The organism is Streptomyces racemochromogenes (genome assembly GCF_044129415.1).
GTDB lineage: Bacteria > Actinomycetota > Actinomycetes > Streptomycetales > Streptomycetaceae > Streptomyces > Streptomyces racemochromogenes_A.
In genome coordinates this window covers 1-14521 of the sequence record NZ_JBBDHD010000048.1, presented here as the reverse complement: position 1 = coordinate 14521, position 14521 = coordinate 1, and the positions used below count along the sequence as shown (strand labels likewise).

Genomic DNA, 14521 nt, shown 5'->3' with positions numbered 1-14521 from the left:
TTCCATGCAGGGCCCGTCACCGGGCAGGAGTAATCCAGAGGCGAACACGGGCATCCGCCCCGAAGAGAGGAGGGGGGGGGGGGGGCCCCCCCCCCCCCCCCCCCCCCCCCCCCCCCCCGGCGCGGCCCCCCCCCCCCCCCCCCCCCCCCCCGCGTTCCGGGGCCGTGGGCCGGGGGCGCAGATCGGCCAAGTGCGCCTGCGGGGCCATGTTGTCTTGTCGCACGACTGACGCACACTCACCGATGTGGCTAACATCACGCCAACCCGGCGTCGTTGCCGGGAGGTTACGGAGGTGCGACGTGCTGCCAGTTCGGGGTGGGGACGGCCGGAAGCTGACGCTCTGGGGCATCCGTACCAGCTGGAGCACCGTGGCTGACGGGGAGTTCTTCTGCCCCGGCTGCGGCGGTGACCGCAACTACCGTCGGCGCACCGGGCGCCGCCGGTTCACCGTGCTCGGCCTGCCGCTGCTGCCGCGCGGCCAGGCCGGACCCGTCGTCGAGTGCCAGGCCTGCCGCGAGCGCTTCGGCACCGAGGTGCTGGACCACCTCACCACCACCCGCTTCTCCTCCCTCCTGCGCGACGCCGTGCACACCGTGACGCTGGCCGTGCTCGCCGCGGGCGGGACCTCCTCGCGCGGCGCGCTGGAAGCCGCCGTGTCGGCCGTACGGGCGGCCGGCTTCCAGGACTGCACCGAGGAGCAGCTGGAGTCCCTCGTGGAGGCGCTGGCCACCGACGAGGGCCGGCTGGGGCTGTACGACGGGCCCGAGTGCTGCGGGGCGGCGCTGTCCATCGAACTCCACGAGGCGCTGGAGCCGCTCGCGGCGCACCTGGCCGGCCCCGGCCGCGAATCGATCCTGCTGACCGGTGCGCGGATCGCCCTGGCGGACGGGCCCTACATCCCCGCCGAGCGGGCGGTGCTCGCCACCGTGGGAGCGGCGCTGCGGATGGGCTCGGACGAGGTGGACGGACTCCTGTCGGCGGTGCGCGCGCCCTAGCGGCGCGCACCATCAGGATCCGGGCCCGGCGGATTTCCGCCGGGCCCGGGCGCGTTCGGGGGGTGAAATCCCGGCATGTGGGCGCCTGAGAGGTAACGATTCGGCCGTACTGGCCGGAAAGGGAGCCCGCGAGGCCCCCGGCGCCGCACGGAGTTCCCGTTTCCGTACAGGACTTCCGCATTCCGGACGGCCGGAATCGGCCCGCTGATTTGCGCGGACGAATGCGCGTGAGCCCGTAAATGCCCTGTCAGGGCCGGGAACTTCGCAGGTGCGCAGGGGAACGGGCCTGTCGGGGCCGGGCTCGCATACTCCTGAACGCGGGCGCCCGCCATGGTGGGAACCTACGAAGAGAGTGTCCCGGAACGTCAACTCTTTGTCGGAGTCTCCGATATCTGTGAGCACTTCCACAGGCGTTCAATTCCGGTCACACGACGAGATGTGCGTGTTCCCACTGACAACCCCGGCGGACCAACGGGTTAGCGACCCACTCCGGCCAGGGGACAACCAGCTTCCTCTCAATTACCTACCTCCTTGAAGGGCAAGGCAGAGATGGCACGTGTCGCCGCCCGGCTTTCCGCAAGCGGAGAGCAGAGCTCGCACCCGGTCGACGAGGTGCTCCCCCTCCCCAAGCTCGCGCTGTACGGCTTCCAGCACGTACTCGCCTTCTACGCCGGCGCGGTGATCGTTCCGATCATCGTCGGCAGTGCGCTGAAGCTGAGCCCTGAACAGCTGGTCTACCTGATCAACGCGGACCTCTTCACCTGCGGCATCGCCTCGATCATCCAGGCCTTCGGCGTAGGCCGCGTCGGCGCCCGGCTCCCGCTGATCCAGGGCGTGACCTTCACCGCGGTCTCCCCGATGATCGCCATCGGCCTCGGCGCGGGCGGTGGAACGGCCGCCCTGCTGGTCATCTACGGCGCCGTCATCACCGCCGGCATCGCGACCTTCGCCTTCGCCTGGCTGCCCGCCAAGGCCTTCCGCGCGGTCATGCGGCTGTTCCCGCCGGTCGTCACCGGCACGGTGATCACGGTCCTCGGCATCGTCCTGATCCCGGTCGGCCTCAAGGACGCCGCGGGCGGAGCCCCCACCGTGGCCGACGGCGGCGTCCCCACGCAGCTGGCCTACGCCGGCGGCACCATGCTCTTCATCCTCGTGCTGATGAAGTTCGGCGGACCGTTCCTGCGCAGCATCGGCATCCTGCTGGGCCTGGTCGGCGGCACGGCCGTCGCCTTCCTGCTCGGCGACGCGGAGTTCGGCGACGTCGGCACGTCCGACTGGATCGGCGTCACCACCCCCTTCCACTTCGGCGTCCCGAAGTTCGAGTGGTTCCCGATCCTCCTCATGCTGATCGTCATGCTGATCACGATGGTCGAGACGACCGGCGACACGTACGCCGTCGGCGACATCGTCGGCAAGGAGGTCGACAGCGAGACCGTCGCCCGCGCCCTGCGCGCCGACGGCGCCGCGACCGCCCTCGGCGGCACCCTGAACTCCTTCCCGTACGTCGCCTTCGCCGAGAACGTCGGCCTGGTGCGGATGACCAAGGTCAAGAGCCGCTTCGTGGTCGTGGCCGCGGGCGTCTTCATGATCGTCCTGGGTCTGATCCCCAAGGCCGCCGCGATCGTCGCCTCCGTCCCGCCGGGCGTGCTCGGCGGCGCCGCCACCGTGATGTTCGGCATGGTCGCCCTCGCCGGTATCCAGACCCTGGGCAAGGTGGACCTCAAGGAGGAGAAGAACGCCCTGATCGTCGGCGTCTCGCTGGCCTTCGCGCTCTTCCCCGCCACGGTCCCGGCCTACTTCGACAAGCACCTGAGCGCGGACCTGTCCTCCCTGCTCAACAGTGGTGTGACCCTCGGTGCCAGCGCCGCCATCGTCTTGAACCTGGTCTTCAACGGCCTCGCCGAGGACGACGGGCGGACGGCCGCACCGGCCGAGGTCCTCGCCGAGACGCTGGCCGAAGCGCTGACCGGCCACGCCGTGGTGCCGGCCCAGCCGGCCGTCGCCCCCGCGGCCGCCGAGAAGGGCCCGGCCAAGGGCGCGGCGAAGGAGGACGCGGCCGAGGACGCCTCCGCGAAGGACGCCTCCGCGAAGGACGGCGAGGCGAAGGACGGCGCGGTCAAGGCCGAAGCCGGGGAGGCCGCAGCCGAGGAGGCCGACGAGGCGGGGGCACCCGCCGTCTGACCGCCTCCCCCCCCTGATCCTCCCAAGGGGTGCCGCCCCCGTCCGGACACCGCTCCGGGCGGGGGCCGGTGCTGTCCGTGCGCGGGGGACAATGGGACGCATGAGTCTGTTCCGCGACGACGGCATCGTGCTGCGCACCCAGAAGCTGGGCGAGGCGGACCGCATCATCACGCTGCTCACCCGCGGCCACGGCCGCGTCCGGGCCGTCGCCCGCGGAGTACGGCGCACGAAGTCCAAGTTCGGCGCCGGGCTGGAACCTTTCTCCCACGCCGACGTGCAGTTCTTCGCCCGGGGCAGCGAGCTGATCGGCCGCAGCCTGCCCCTGTGCACCCAGACCGAGATCATCGCCCCGTACGGCAACGGCATCGTCACCGACTACGCCCGCTACACCGCCGGCACCGCGATGCTGGAGACCGCCGAGCGCTTCACCGAGAACGAGGGCGAGCCCGCCGTGCAGCAGTACCTGCTGCTGGTCGGCGCCCTGCGCACGCTCTCGCGCGGCGAGCACGCACCGCACCTGATCCTCGACGCCTTCCTGCTGCGCTCCCTGGCCGTCAACGGCTACGCGCCCAGCTTCGAGGACTGCGCGAAATGCGGGATCCACGGCCCCAACCGGCACTTCTCCGTCGCCGCGGGCGGGATCGTATGCGGCGACTGCCGGGTCCCTGGAAGCGTCGTACCATCTGCTGAGGCCATCGGGCTGCTCAGCGCCCTGCTGACGGGGGACTGGCCGAAGGCCGACGCGGCCGAGCCGCGGCACGTGCGCGAGGGGAGCGGACTCGTCTCCGCCTATCTGCACTGGCATCTGGAACGCGGGCTGCGTTCCTTGCGTTACGTAGTAAAGTGACCGAGATCGGAGACCGAAGCGCCATGGCAGTACGCGGATTCCTGGGACTCTCCCGACGGGACTACACGGTCCCCGAACCGCACCCGACCGGCGCCCGTCCGCCGAAGATCCCGGGCGAACTGGTCCCGGAGCACGTCGCGATCGTGATGGACGGCAACGGCCGCTGGGCCAAGGAGCGGGGTCTGCCGCGCACCGAGGGCCACAAGGTGGGCGCCGAGCGCGTCCTCGACGTGCTCCAGGGCGCGATCGAGATGGGCGTCAAGAACATCTCCCTGTACGCCTTCTCCACCGAGAACTGGAAGCGCTCGCCCGACGAGGTGCGCTTCCTGATGAACTTCAACCGCGACTTCATCCGCAAGACCCGCGACCAGCTCGACGCGCTCGGCATCCGGGTGCGCTGGGTGGGCCGCATGCCCAAGCTGTGGAAGTCCGTGGCCAAGGAGCTCCAGGTCGCCCAGGAGCAGACCAAGGGCAACGACAAGCTGACCCTGTACTTCTGCATGAACTACGGCGGCCGCGCCGAGATCGCCGACGCCGCCCAGGCGCTCGCCGAGGACGTGAAGGCCGGCCGGCTGGACCCGTCGAAGGTCACCGAGAAGACCCTCGCCAAGTACCTCTACTACCCGGACATGCCGGACGTGGACCTGTTCCTGCGCCCCAGCGGCGAGCAGCGCACGTCCAACTACCTGATCTGGCAGAGCGCCTACGCCGAGATGGTCTTCCAGGACGTCCTGTGGCCGGACTTCGACCGCCTCCACCTGTGGGACGCCTGCCTGGAGTACGCCAAGCGCGACCGCCGCTTCGGCGGTGCGGTCCCGAACCAGCCCGAGGGCACCGAGAGCTGACCGGGGATCCCGGGACACGACTCCGCCGCCGGAGCCCTCGGGCCCGGCGGCGGAGTCGTACGACATCGACCGGATTCCGACCGGTGTTCGGCCGAAATCCGGTCCGTTCGGGCTATCCGGCGGCCGCGCAGTCCGCGCAGGTGCCGAAGATCTCGACGGTGTGGGCCACGTTCACGAAGCCGTGTTCGGCCGCGATGGCCTCCGCCCACTTCTCCACCGCCGGGCCCTCCACCTCGACCGCCTTGCCGCACTTGCGGCAGACCAGGTGGTGGTGGTGGTCGCCCGTGGAGCAGCGGCGGTAGACGGACTCGCCGTCGCTGGTGCGCAGCACGTCCACCTCGCCGGCGTCCGCCAGGGACTGAAGGGTGCGGTAGACGGTGGTCAGGCCGACGGAGTCACCGCGGTGCTTGAGCATGTCGTGCAGCTCCTGGGCGCTGCGGAACTCGTCCACCTCGTCCAGCGCCGCCGCCACCGCGGCCCGCTGCCGGGTGGATCGCCCTCGTACTGGCGCGGCATTCGTCTCGCCAGGCGCAGTCGCCACCGGTTCCTCCTCGTTTCGGCCTCGCCTCATTGTGCCAGGCGGCCGGTCCTACTGGACCTTCACGTCGTCCCGGGTGCAGACCTCCTCGGCGGCCCGGGCGGCGTTCGCGCGGCGCCGGGCCACGGGCGTGGACAGGGCCGTCGTGGCCATGAAGACGGCGATGGCCAGCAGCACGATCGTGGCGCCGGACGGCGCGTCCATGTAGTACGTGGCGGCCGTGCCGCCGAGCGAGACCACCACGCCGATCCCCATGGCCAGCGCCAGGGTCGCGGCGAAGCCGCGGGCGACCCGCTGGGCGGCCGCGACGGGGATCACCATCATGGCGCTGACCAGCAGCAGGCCCACGATCCGCATGGCCACGGTGACGGTGACGGCGGCCGTGACGGCCATCAGCAGGTTCAGCGCGCGCACCGGCAGGCCGGTGACGCGGGCGAACTCCTCGTCCTGGCTGATCGCGAACAGCTGGCGGCGCAGCCCGATCGTGACGGCGATGACGAAGGCGGCGAGGATCACCACGGCGGTGACGTCCTCGGGGGAGACGAAGCTGATCGAGCCGAAGAGGTAGCTGCTCAGGTTGGCGGTGGAGCCGCCCGGGGCCAGGTTGATGATCATGACGCCGCCGGCCAGGCCGCCGTAGAAGAGCATGGCGAGCGCGATGTCCCCGCTGGTCTTGCCGCGGGAGCGGATCAGCTCCATGCCGACGGCTCCGACGACCGCGACGAGGGTGGCCATCCAGACCGGGCTGGTGTTGAGCAGGAAGCCCAGGGCGACGCCGGTCATGGCGACGTGGCCGATGCCGTCGCCCATGACCGCCTGGCGGCGCTGGACGAGGTACGTGCCGATCGCGGGCGCGGTGATGCCGACCAGCGCGGCGGCGATCAGCGCCCGCTGCATGAAGGCTTGGTGCAGGATGTCCATCAGCTCAGCAGTCCCGTCCGCAGGGGCTCGGCGTCGTGCGCCGCGTGGGGGTGTACGTGGTCGTGGCCGGGGAGGGCGTGCTGTCCGACGGCCTCGGGCGGCGGCCCGTCGTGGACGACGCAGCCGTCGCGCAGGACGACGGCCCGGCCGATCAGGGGCTCCAGGGGGCCCAGCTCGTGCAGGACGAGGAGGACGGTGGTCCCGGCGGCGACCTGCTCGCGCAGGGCGCGCGCGAGGACCTCCTGGTTGGCCAGGTCCACGCCGGCCATCGGCTCGTCCATGATCAGCAGCTCGGGTTCGACGGCCAGCGCCCGGGCTATGAGCACGCGCTGGTGCTGGCCGCCGGAGAGGGCATTGACCGAGGCGTCGGCGTGGCCGTCCATGTCGACGAGGGCCAGGGCCCGCTCGACTGCGGCCCTGTCGGCCTTGCGCAGGACACCGAAGCGGCTGCGGGCCAGGCGCCCGGAGGAGACGACCTCCCGGACGGTGGCGGGGACGCCGCTGGCGGCGGTGGTGCGCTGGGGGACGTACCCGATGCGCGACCACTGGCGGAAGCGCTTGAAGTCGGTGCCGAAGAGGGACAGGGAGCCGCCGGTGAGCGGCACCTGGCCGACCACGGCGCGCACGGCCGTGGACTTGCCCGAGCCGTTGGCGCCGAGCAGGGCGACGACCTCGCCCCGGCGGACGCTGAGGTCGACCCCGCGCAGCACGGGGCGGGAGCCGAGCGAGGCCGTGGCCCCGCGCAGGGATATGACGGGGTGGTCGTCGTCCGCCGTTCGGGGCGTTGACTGCATGGCTCGCGCCTCCGTTGCTGCTGTCGTCACTTGGATCCGAGGGCCTTCTGGAGGTTCTTCAGGTTGGACCGCATGACCTCGAAGTAGTCGGCGCCCTGCGACCTGTCGGTGATCCCCTCCAGGGGGTCGAGGACGTCGGTCCGCAGACCGGTGTCCCGGGCGAGGGTCTTGGCCGTCTTGTCGCTGGCCAGGGCCTCGAAGAACACGGTGGTCACATTGTCCTTCCTCGCGAGGGCCTGGAGGTCCTTCATCCGTGCCGGGCTGGGCTCGGCCTCGGGGTCGACGCCGGAGATGCCCTCCTGGTCGAGGCCGTAGCGCTCGGCGAGGTAGCCGAAAGCGGAATGCGTGGTGATGAACGTCCTGGAGGCCGTGTTCTTCAGGCCCTCCGCGAATTCGGTGTCCAGCGCGGCCAGTTTGGCCACCAGCTGGTCGGTGTTCTTCCGGTAGTCGGCCGCGTGCTGGGGGTCGGCCTTCTCCAGTGCGGCGCCGAAGCCCTTGGCGATCTCCGCGTACTTGACCGGGTCGAGCCAGACGTGCGGGTCCTCGGCCGCCTCCCCGTGGTCGTGGCCGTGGTCGTCCCCCTCGGCGGCGTGGTCGTGGTCCTCCTCGCCGGAGGTGCCGTGCACCTCCAGCTTCGTGAGGGTGGCCGCGTCCACGGTGTGCTTCACGCCGGACTGGGCTATGGCCTTGTCGACGGCGGGCTGGAGGCCCTTGAGGTAGAGGACCACATCGGAGTCGCCCAGCTGCCCGGTCTGCCGGGGGGTGATGTCCAGGTCGTGCGGTTCGACGCCCGGCTTGGTGAGGGTGGTGACCTTCACGTGGTCCCCGCCGACCTGCTCGGCGAGGAACTGGAGGGGGTAGAACGACGCCGTCACGCCGAGCTTGCCGTCCTTGTCCGCGCCCGCGGCACCGGCCCCGGAGCAGGCGGTGAGGGCCGTGGCCGCGAGGGCCACGGCTCCGGCGAGCGCGGCGGTGGGTATGAGGCGTCGTACGTTCATGACATCCATTTTCATCAAAGATGGAAACGGTTGTCAAAAAGGCAGGTGGAGGGTCCGGAGGAGCATGCTGGAAGGGGATACCGACTTGAAGTGGAGGGTGCGGGCGCCGGTAACCTAAAGCCTTCGCCGTTCGTCCTCGTAATGAAGAGAGCACCGTGGCCGCCGACAAGATCGAAACCATCGTCAGCCTGAGCAAGCGCCGTGGCTTCGTTTTCCCTTGCAGTGACATCTACGGCGGCTCCAGGGCTGCCTGGGACTACGGTCCGCTGGGTGTCGAGCTCAAGGAGAACATCAAGCGCCAGTGGTGGAAGGCGATGGTCACCGGGCGCGAGGACATCGTCGGCCTCGACTCCTCCGTGATCCTGGCCCCCGAGGTCTGGGTGGCCTCCGGCCACGTCGCGACCTTCTCGGACCCGCTGACCGAGTGCACCTCCTGCCACAAGCGTCACCGTGCCGACCACCTGGAAGAGGCCTACGAGGCCAAGCACGGCCGCGTCCCCGCCAACGGCCTCGCCGACGTCAACTGCCCCAACTGTGGTGTGAAGGGTCAGTTCACCGAGCCGAAGCAGTTCTCCGGCATGCTGGAGACCCACCTCGGCCCCACCCAGGACACCGGCTCGAAGGCGTACCTGCGCCCCGAGACCGCCCAGGGCATCTTCACCAACTTCGCCCACGTCCAGACCACCTCGCGCAAGAAGCCCCCGTTCGGCATCGCGCAGATGGGCAAGTCCTTCCGCAACGAGATCACCCCGGGCAACTTCATCTTCCGCACGCGCGAGTTCGAGCAGATGGAGATGGAGTTCTTCGTCAAGCCGGGCGAGGACGAGCAGTGGCAGGAGTACTGGATGCAGGAGCGGTGGAACTGGTACCGCGGCCTGGGCATGCGCGAGGAGAACATGCGCTGGTACGAGCACCCGAAGGAGAAGCTGTCCCACTACTCGAAGCGCACCGCCGACATCGAGTACCGCTTCAACTTCGGCGGCAGTGAGTTCTCCGAGCTGGAGGGCGTCGCCAACCGTACGGACTACGACCTCAAGGCCCACGCCGCCGCCTCCGGCCAGGACCTCACGTACTTCGACCAGGAGGCCGGCGAGCGCTACACCCCGTTCGTCATCGAGCCGGCGGCCGGTGTCAACCGCGCCATGCTCGCCTTCATGCTCGACGCGTACATCGAGGACGAAGCCCCGAACGCCAAGGGCGTCATGGAGAAGCGCACCGTGATGCGCTTCGACCCGCGCCTCGCCCCGATCAAGGTCGCCGTCCTGCCGCTGTCCCGCAACGCGCAGCTGTCGCCGAAGGCCAAGGGCCTGGCCGCCGACCTGCGCAAGAACTGGAACATCGAGTTCGACGACGCGGGCGCCATCGGCCGCCGCTACCGCCGCCAGGACGAGATCGGCACGCCGTTCTGCGTCACCGTCGACTTCGACACCCTGGACGACAACGCGGTGACCGTGCGCGAGCGCGACACCATGAAGCAGGAGCGCGTGTCCCTGGACCAGATCCAGGGCTACCTCGGCAGCCGCCTGCTGGGCTGCTAGGTCCGGAAGCGGAAGGACCGGTGGCCCGGTGCGCGGATCGCGCACCGGGCCACCGGTCTTTTCCCGCTCCGCGTGGGTCAGGCGGCGGGGGCGTCGGCCTGTGCGCCCGCGGCGGCCGCGGCGGCCGCGGCCCGCTTCTCGCCCTCGGCCTTGGTGCGCTTGACGAAGCGGATGGTCCAGAGGGCCAGACCGCCGAGCGTCCCGTAGATCATGAACGGGCTGATGGTCACCATGGTGGAGGTGTCCAGGACGTACGACAGGACGATCCGGACGGCGGCCTCGATGAGGTAGACCACCCCCCAGACCAGGGTCATGCGGCGCTGGGCGTTGCGGAAGCCCTCGAACCGCCACAGGTCGTTGTAGTAGGCCACGCCCGCCGGCGTGCCGTCCGTGCCGAACTTCCGGCCGAAGTAGAACATCAGCGGGCGCGGCGCGAGCAGCGTGGCCAGGCACAGGAGGCCGAACAGGCCTGTGACGGCCGAGTCCTTGACCAGGAGCGCCCGGGTGGAGTTGGCGCCGACGAGGGACACCGCCGCGGTGATCGCCAGGAACACCAGGGTGACGATGGCGAACTCGTCCAGCTTGCGCCGCCAGGCCACCATGATGGCGCTGTCCAGGACCGGCCAGGCGCCACTGACCAGCAGGGCCGAGGCCTCGCTCCAGCCGTGGTCGTCGACGAGGGTGTTGTAGGTGACGATCGGCGCGACGACGCTGAGCGCGATGGTCAGGACCAGACCGATGGCGGCGGCGCCGCCGGAGCGTGCGGGAGGTGAGGTCTGTACTGCTGCCGTGGACAAGGTTCCCCCTGGAAGTGCCTGAGTGGTGCGGTAAGGGGACCGTAGGGAACCGTTACTGGCATGTACAAGTCGACACGGTCCAAAATGATCACCAAACCGTGCGGAGTGTCTGATTCCGCTCAACGGGGGCCGTGACAGCGGTGGTTCAGGCGCGCAGGCCCCTGATGACGAGCCCGACGACGGCCTCGAACTCCGCGGTGATCGTCGGCGAGAGCCACTCCGCCACGTACTGGGGGTCGTGGAAGCGGCCGGTCGCGTCGAAGACGGCGCGCGCGGCGGCCGGCACGTCGGGCGCGGCCAGGGTGCCGGCGGCGACGCCCTCGGCGATGATCCGGGTCAGCTGGTCGATCAGCTCGGTCAGGTGGGTGTCGACCACCCCGCTGTTCTCGCCGAGCAGCACCGTGTAGGTCGCGAAGAGCTCCGGGTCGTCCCCCGCCTTGTGGCGCTTGGCCTCGAAGAGGGCCTCCAGCCAGGACTCCAGCTTGGAGGGGGCGGGCTCGCCCGGCGCCGAGGCGATCCCCTCCAGCATGACCACGCTCTTGGCGAGCCAGCGGTCCGTGACGGCCTCGCGCAGCGCCGCCTTCGAGGGGAAGTGCCGGTAGACGCTGCCGTGGCTGACACCCAGGGCGCGCGCCACGTCCACCACGGTCGCCTTGGTGGGACCGAAGCGGCGCAGCACCTCCTCGGTGGCTTCGAGGATGCGCTCGGGGGTCAGGGGTTCGGCGGCAGCGGAGGGCATGGGTACGACCGTACCGCCAGCTCAGTGCTCGCTGTCGAGGTGGGCCATCTGGGCCGCCGGATACCGGTCGCCGGCCGCGGCCCCGGCCGGGACCGCCGCCTCGATGGCGGCCAGGTCGGCCTCGGTCAGCTCGACCCGCAGCGCGCCGAGGGCCTCGGCCAGCCGGTCCCGGCGGCGGGCGCCCACCAGCGGCACGATGTCGGCGCCGCGGAGCGGGCCCTGGGCGAGCACCCAGGCGATGGCGATCTGGGCCACGGTCACGCCCTTCTCGCCGGCGACCTTGCGCAGGGCCTCGACCAGGTCGAGGTTGCGGCCGAGGTTGTCGCCCTGGAAGCGGGGGCTCATCCCGCGGAAGTCGCCGGGCGCCAGCGCGCGGTCGCGGCTGAAGTGCCCGCTGATCAGGCCCCGGGACAGCACCCCGTACGCCGTGATGCCGACGCCGAGCTCGCGCGCGGTGGGCAGGATGCGGTCCTCGATGCCGCGCGAGATCAGCGAGTACTCGATCTGGAGGTCCGAGATCGGGGCGACCGCCGCGGCCCGGCGCAGGGTGTCCGCGCCGACCTCCGAGAGGCCGATGTGCCGGACGTGGCCCGCCTGGACGGCCTCGGCGATGGCGCCGACGGTCTCCTCGATCGGGACGTCCGGGTCGACGCGGGCGATCCGGTAGACGTCGATGTGGTCCCGGCCGAGCCGCTGGAGCGAGTAGGCCAGGAAGTTCTTCACGGCCTCGGGCCGCCCGTCGTACCCGGTGAAGGCGCCCTCGACGGTCCGCAGGGCGCCGAACTTCACGCTGGTCAGCGCCCGCTCGCGGGCCGCGGCGGGGGCGGTGCGCAGGGCCTCGTTGATCAGCAGCTCGTTGTGGCCCATGCCGTAGAAGTCGCCGGTGTCCAGGAGCGTGTCCATGCCGTCGGGGGCGGCTTCCAGGAAGGCGTGGATGGTGGCGAGCGACTCGACCCGGTCGGCCTCGCCGTAGAGGGCGGACATGCCCATGCAGCCCAGCCCCAGGGGGAAGACGGCCGGACCCGTGGCGCCGAGGCGGCGGGCGGTGGGGGTGGTGGACGCGGCGGTGTTCTCGTTCGTGGTCATGGAAAGAGAATGGCATGACGACTGACAGATTTCAATATCTGTCAGTCGTCAGGCGGACGGGGGTGCGGAACGGCGCTGCGAGAAGGGCCGAGGCGGGGCGTTGTCAGCCCGCCGGAGCCGGCCCGGGAGCCGGCGGCAGCCCGCCGTCCGGGCGGGGCCCGTGAGCCTGCCCCGGCGGGGGGCCGGAAGGACCGGACGGGGGGCCGGGAGGCGCGGAGGGCTGCGACGGGTCCAGCGCCCGGGCCGTCCGCAGGGCGGTGGCGTGCGCCCACGGCCCGGTGGTGACGGCCCCGACGGCCAGGACCAGGAACGCGCAGCCGGTGATGATCCACCAGGCGGGCCGGGTCGCCGTGGCGAAGTCCGCACCGCCCGCCGTCCCGGACGCCAGCACCGCCCCTATCACCGCCACGCCCAGCGCCCCGCCGGTCTGCCGGCTGGTGGAGGCCACCGCGGCCGCCACCCCCGCCTGGGAGCGCGGCATCCCGGACAGCGCCGTATTGGTGATCGGGGCGTTGACCAGGCCGAAGCCGATGCCGAACAGCACGTAGCCGGTGAACATCAGCGGGGTGGAGGACTCCGCCGAGAACGCCGCGAACAGCAGCCCGCTCGCCCCCATGGCCACCCCCGACACCAGCAGCGACGGCCGCGGCCCGTGACTGGCGACCAGCCGCCCCGAGACCGGCGCGCACAGGAAGGCCATCGCCGCCATCGGCAGCATGTGCAGCCCTGCGTCCAGGGCGTTCAGTCCCCGCACCTCCTGGAGGTAGAGGGTGGTCAGGAAGAGGAACCCGGACAGCGAGGCGAAGGTGCTCACCGCGATCACGGTCGCCCCGCTGAAGGGGGCGCTGCGGAAGAACCGCGGGTCGATCAGCGGGTCCTCGCGCCGGGACTCGTAGAACAGCAGCCCGCCCAGCGCGGCCGCCGCGCCCAGCGCGCACGCCAGGATCGGAGGGGAGTCCCACCCCTGGGCCGGCGCCTCGATGATCGCGTACGTCACCCCGCCCAGCAGCGCCACGACCAGCACCTGACCCACCGGGTCCGGCCGCCGGGGGCGCTCGGAGCGGGACTCCGGCACGAAGCGCAGGGTCAGGGCCAGGGCGGCCAGCCCGACGGGCAGGTTGACCCAGAAGATGGACCGCCAGCCCACCGAGTCCACGAGCAGCCCGCCGATCAGCGGCCCGGCGGCCATGGAGATCCCGACCACCGCGCCCCAGACCCCGATCGCGCGGGCGCGCTCCTTCGGGTCGGTGAAGGTGTTGGTGATGATCGACATGGCGACGGGGTTGAGCATGGCCCCGCCCACGGCCTGGACCATCCGGAAGACGATCAGCCAGTGCAGGCCGGGCGCCAGGGAACACAACACCGACCCCGCCGTGAAGAGCGCCAGCCCCCAGGCGAAGACCCTCCGGCGCCCGATCCGGTCCGCCGTCGACCCGGCCAGTATCAGCAGCGAGGCGATGACCAGGGTGTACGCGTCGATGGTCCACTGCATCCCGGAGACCGACGCGTCGAACTCGCGGCGCATCGCGGGCAGGGCCACGTTCAGGACGGTGTTGTCCAGACTGACGATCAGCAGGCTCATACAGCAGATCCCCAGGACCAGCAGACGGTGCCGGCGGCTCCCGTGTTCCACGCCACTCATGTGATGCATACCGCCGAGCGTACGAATAACCGGGGAACGGCGCTGCGGGACAATGGGGGGATGACCACGCTTCCCGCCCCCCTCGCGATCGGCCCGCACACCGTTCAGCCCCCGGTGGTGCTCGCGCCGATGGCCGGCATCACCAACGCCCCCTTCCGGACCCTCTGCCGCGAGTTCTCGGGCGGCAAGGGGCTGTTCGTGAGCGAGATGATCACGACCCGCGCCCTGGTCGAGCGCAACGAGAAGACCATGCAGCTGATCCACTTCGACGAGACCGAAAAGCCGCGGTCGATTCAGCTGTACGGGGTGGACCCGGTGACGGTCGGCAAGGCGGTCCGCATGATCGTCGAAGAGGACCGCGCCGACCACATCGACCTCAACTTCGGCTGCCCGGTCCCCAAGGTCACGCGCAAGGGCGGCGGCTCGGCCCTCCCCTACAAGCGCCACCTGCTGCGCGCCATCCTCCGCGAGGCCGGGGGGGGGGGGGGGGGGGGCCCGCGGGGCCCCCCCCCCCCACCAACCCCCCCCCCCCACCCCCATCCGCTCCCGCGCGGCTGGGGTCCGGTTTGGTGTAGTCGTGGGGGGGGGGGGGGGGGGGGG

14 protein-coding genes are annotated in these 14521 nt (G+C 71.1%); 6 read left to right on the top strand and 8 right to left on the bottom strand.

Going from position 1 to position 14521, the window contains the following annotated elements:
• Positions 1 to 299 precede the first annotated feature (299 nt).
• From WDV06_RS19335 to WDV06_RS19320, 4 genes are all read left to right on the top strand, one after another.
• A complete protein-coding gene (locus WDV06_RS19335) occupies positions 300 to 995 on the top strand; it encodes a TerB family tellurite resistance protein (protein ID WP_395511015.1) in 696 nt (231 codons plus the stop codon).
• Between the two features lie 549 nt (positions 996 to 1544).
• Positions 1545 to 3176, top strand: coding sequence for a nucleobase:cation symporter-2 family protein (locus tag WDV06_RS19330; protein ID WP_395511014.1), 1632 nt, complete (start codon positions 1545 to 1547; stop codon positions 3174 to 3176).
• 100 nt (positions 3177 to 3276) lie between these two features.
• The gene (gene recO / locus WDV06_RS19325) at positions 3277 to 4023 is read left to right on the top strand and encodes a DNA repair protein RecO (RefSeq protein WP_395511013.1); all 747 of its coding nucleotides are present in this window, start codon (positions 3277 to 3279) and stop codon (positions 4021 to 4023) included.
• 23 nt (positions 4024 to 4046) lie between these two features.
• A complete protein-coding gene (locus WDV06_RS19320; protein WP_395511012.1) occupies positions 4047 to 4868 on the top strand; it encodes an isoprenyl transferase in 822 nt (273 codons plus the stop codon).
• 112 nt (positions 4869 to 4980) lie between these two features.
• Here the strand turns inward: WDV06_RS19320 and WDV06_RS19315 are convergent, their stop codons facing one another.
• Genes WDV06_RS19315 through WDV06_RS19300 form a run of 4 tightly spaced genes read right to left on the bottom strand, consistent with a single transcriptional unit; the run spans position 4981 to position 8119 of the window.
• Complete coding sequence (locus tag WDV06_RS19315; RefSeq protein ID WP_395511011.1) at positions 4981 to 5409, bottom strand: Fur family transcriptional regulator; 429 nt, start codon at positions 5407 to 5409, stop codon at positions 4981 to 4983.
• Between the two features lie 48 nt (positions 5410 to 5457).
• Positions 5458 to 6327 (bottom strand): metal ABC transporter permease, encoded by an 870-nt coding sequence (locus WDV06_RS19310; protein WP_395511010.1) that lies wholly within the window; start codon positions 6325 to 6327, stop codon positions 5458 to 5460.
• The gene (locus WDV06_RS19305) at positions 6327 to 7121 is read right to left on the bottom strand and encodes a metal ABC transporter ATP-binding protein (protein WP_395511009.1); all 795 of its coding nucleotides are present in this window, start codon (positions 7119 to 7121) and stop codon (positions 6327 to 6329) included. The genes WDV06_RS19310 and WDV06_RS19305 overlap by 1 nt, the downstream gene beginning before the upstream one ends.
• A 26-nt stretch (positions 7122 to 7147) precedes the next feature.
• Entirely contained in the window at positions 7148 to 8119 is a 972-nt protein-coding gene (locus WDV06_RS19300; RefSeq protein WP_395511008.1) for a metal ABC transporter substrate-binding protein, read from the bottom strand.
• 155 nt (positions 8120 to 8274) lie between these two features.
• Between WDV06_RS19300 and WDV06_RS19295 the strand changes: the two genes are divergently transcribed.
• On the top strand, positions 8275 to 9657 hold the full coding sequence (locus tag WDV06_RS19295; protein ID WP_395511007.1) for a glycine--tRNA ligase: 1383 nt from the start codon (positions 8275 to 8277) through the stop codon (positions 9655 to 9657).
• Between the two features lie 77 nt (positions 9658 to 9734).
• Here the strand turns inward: WDV06_RS19295 and WDV06_RS19290 are convergent, their stop codons facing one another.
• The 4 genes from WDV06_RS19290 to WDV06_RS19275 all read right to left on the bottom strand — a co-directional run bounded on the left by WDV06_RS19290 (position 9735) and on the right by WDV06_RS19275 (position 13930).
• A complete protein-coding gene (locus WDV06_RS19290; protein ID WP_395511006.1) occupies positions 9735 to 10454 on the bottom strand; it encodes a VC0807 family protein in 720 nt (239 codons plus the stop codon).
• Between the two features lie 145 nt (positions 10455 to 10599).
• On the bottom strand, positions 10600 to 11193 hold the full coding sequence (locus WDV06_RS19285; protein WP_395511005.1) for a TetR/AcrR family transcriptional regulator: 594 nt from the start codon (positions 11191 to 11193) through the stop codon (positions 10600 to 10602).
• A gap of 21 nt (positions 11194 to 11214) precedes the next feature.
• Entirely contained in the window at positions 11215 to 12279 is a 1065-nt protein-coding gene (locus WDV06_RS19280; protein ID WP_395511004.1) for an aldo/keto reductase, read from the bottom strand.
• A gap of 103 nt (positions 12280 to 12382) precedes the next feature.
• The gene (locus WDV06_RS19275) at positions 12383 to 13930 is read right to left on the bottom strand and encodes an MFS transporter (protein WP_395511003.1); all 1548 of its coding nucleotides are present in this window, start codon (positions 13928 to 13930) and stop codon (positions 12383 to 12385) included.
• A 51-nt stretch (positions 13931 to 13981) separates the two neighbouring features.
• Here WDV06_RS19275 and WDV06_RS19270 point away from each other — a divergent pair.
• On the top strand, positions 13982 to 14521 hold a 540-nt coding region (locus WDV06_RS19270), incomplete at its 3' end, for a tRNA dihydrouridine synthase (RefSeq protein WP_395511002.1).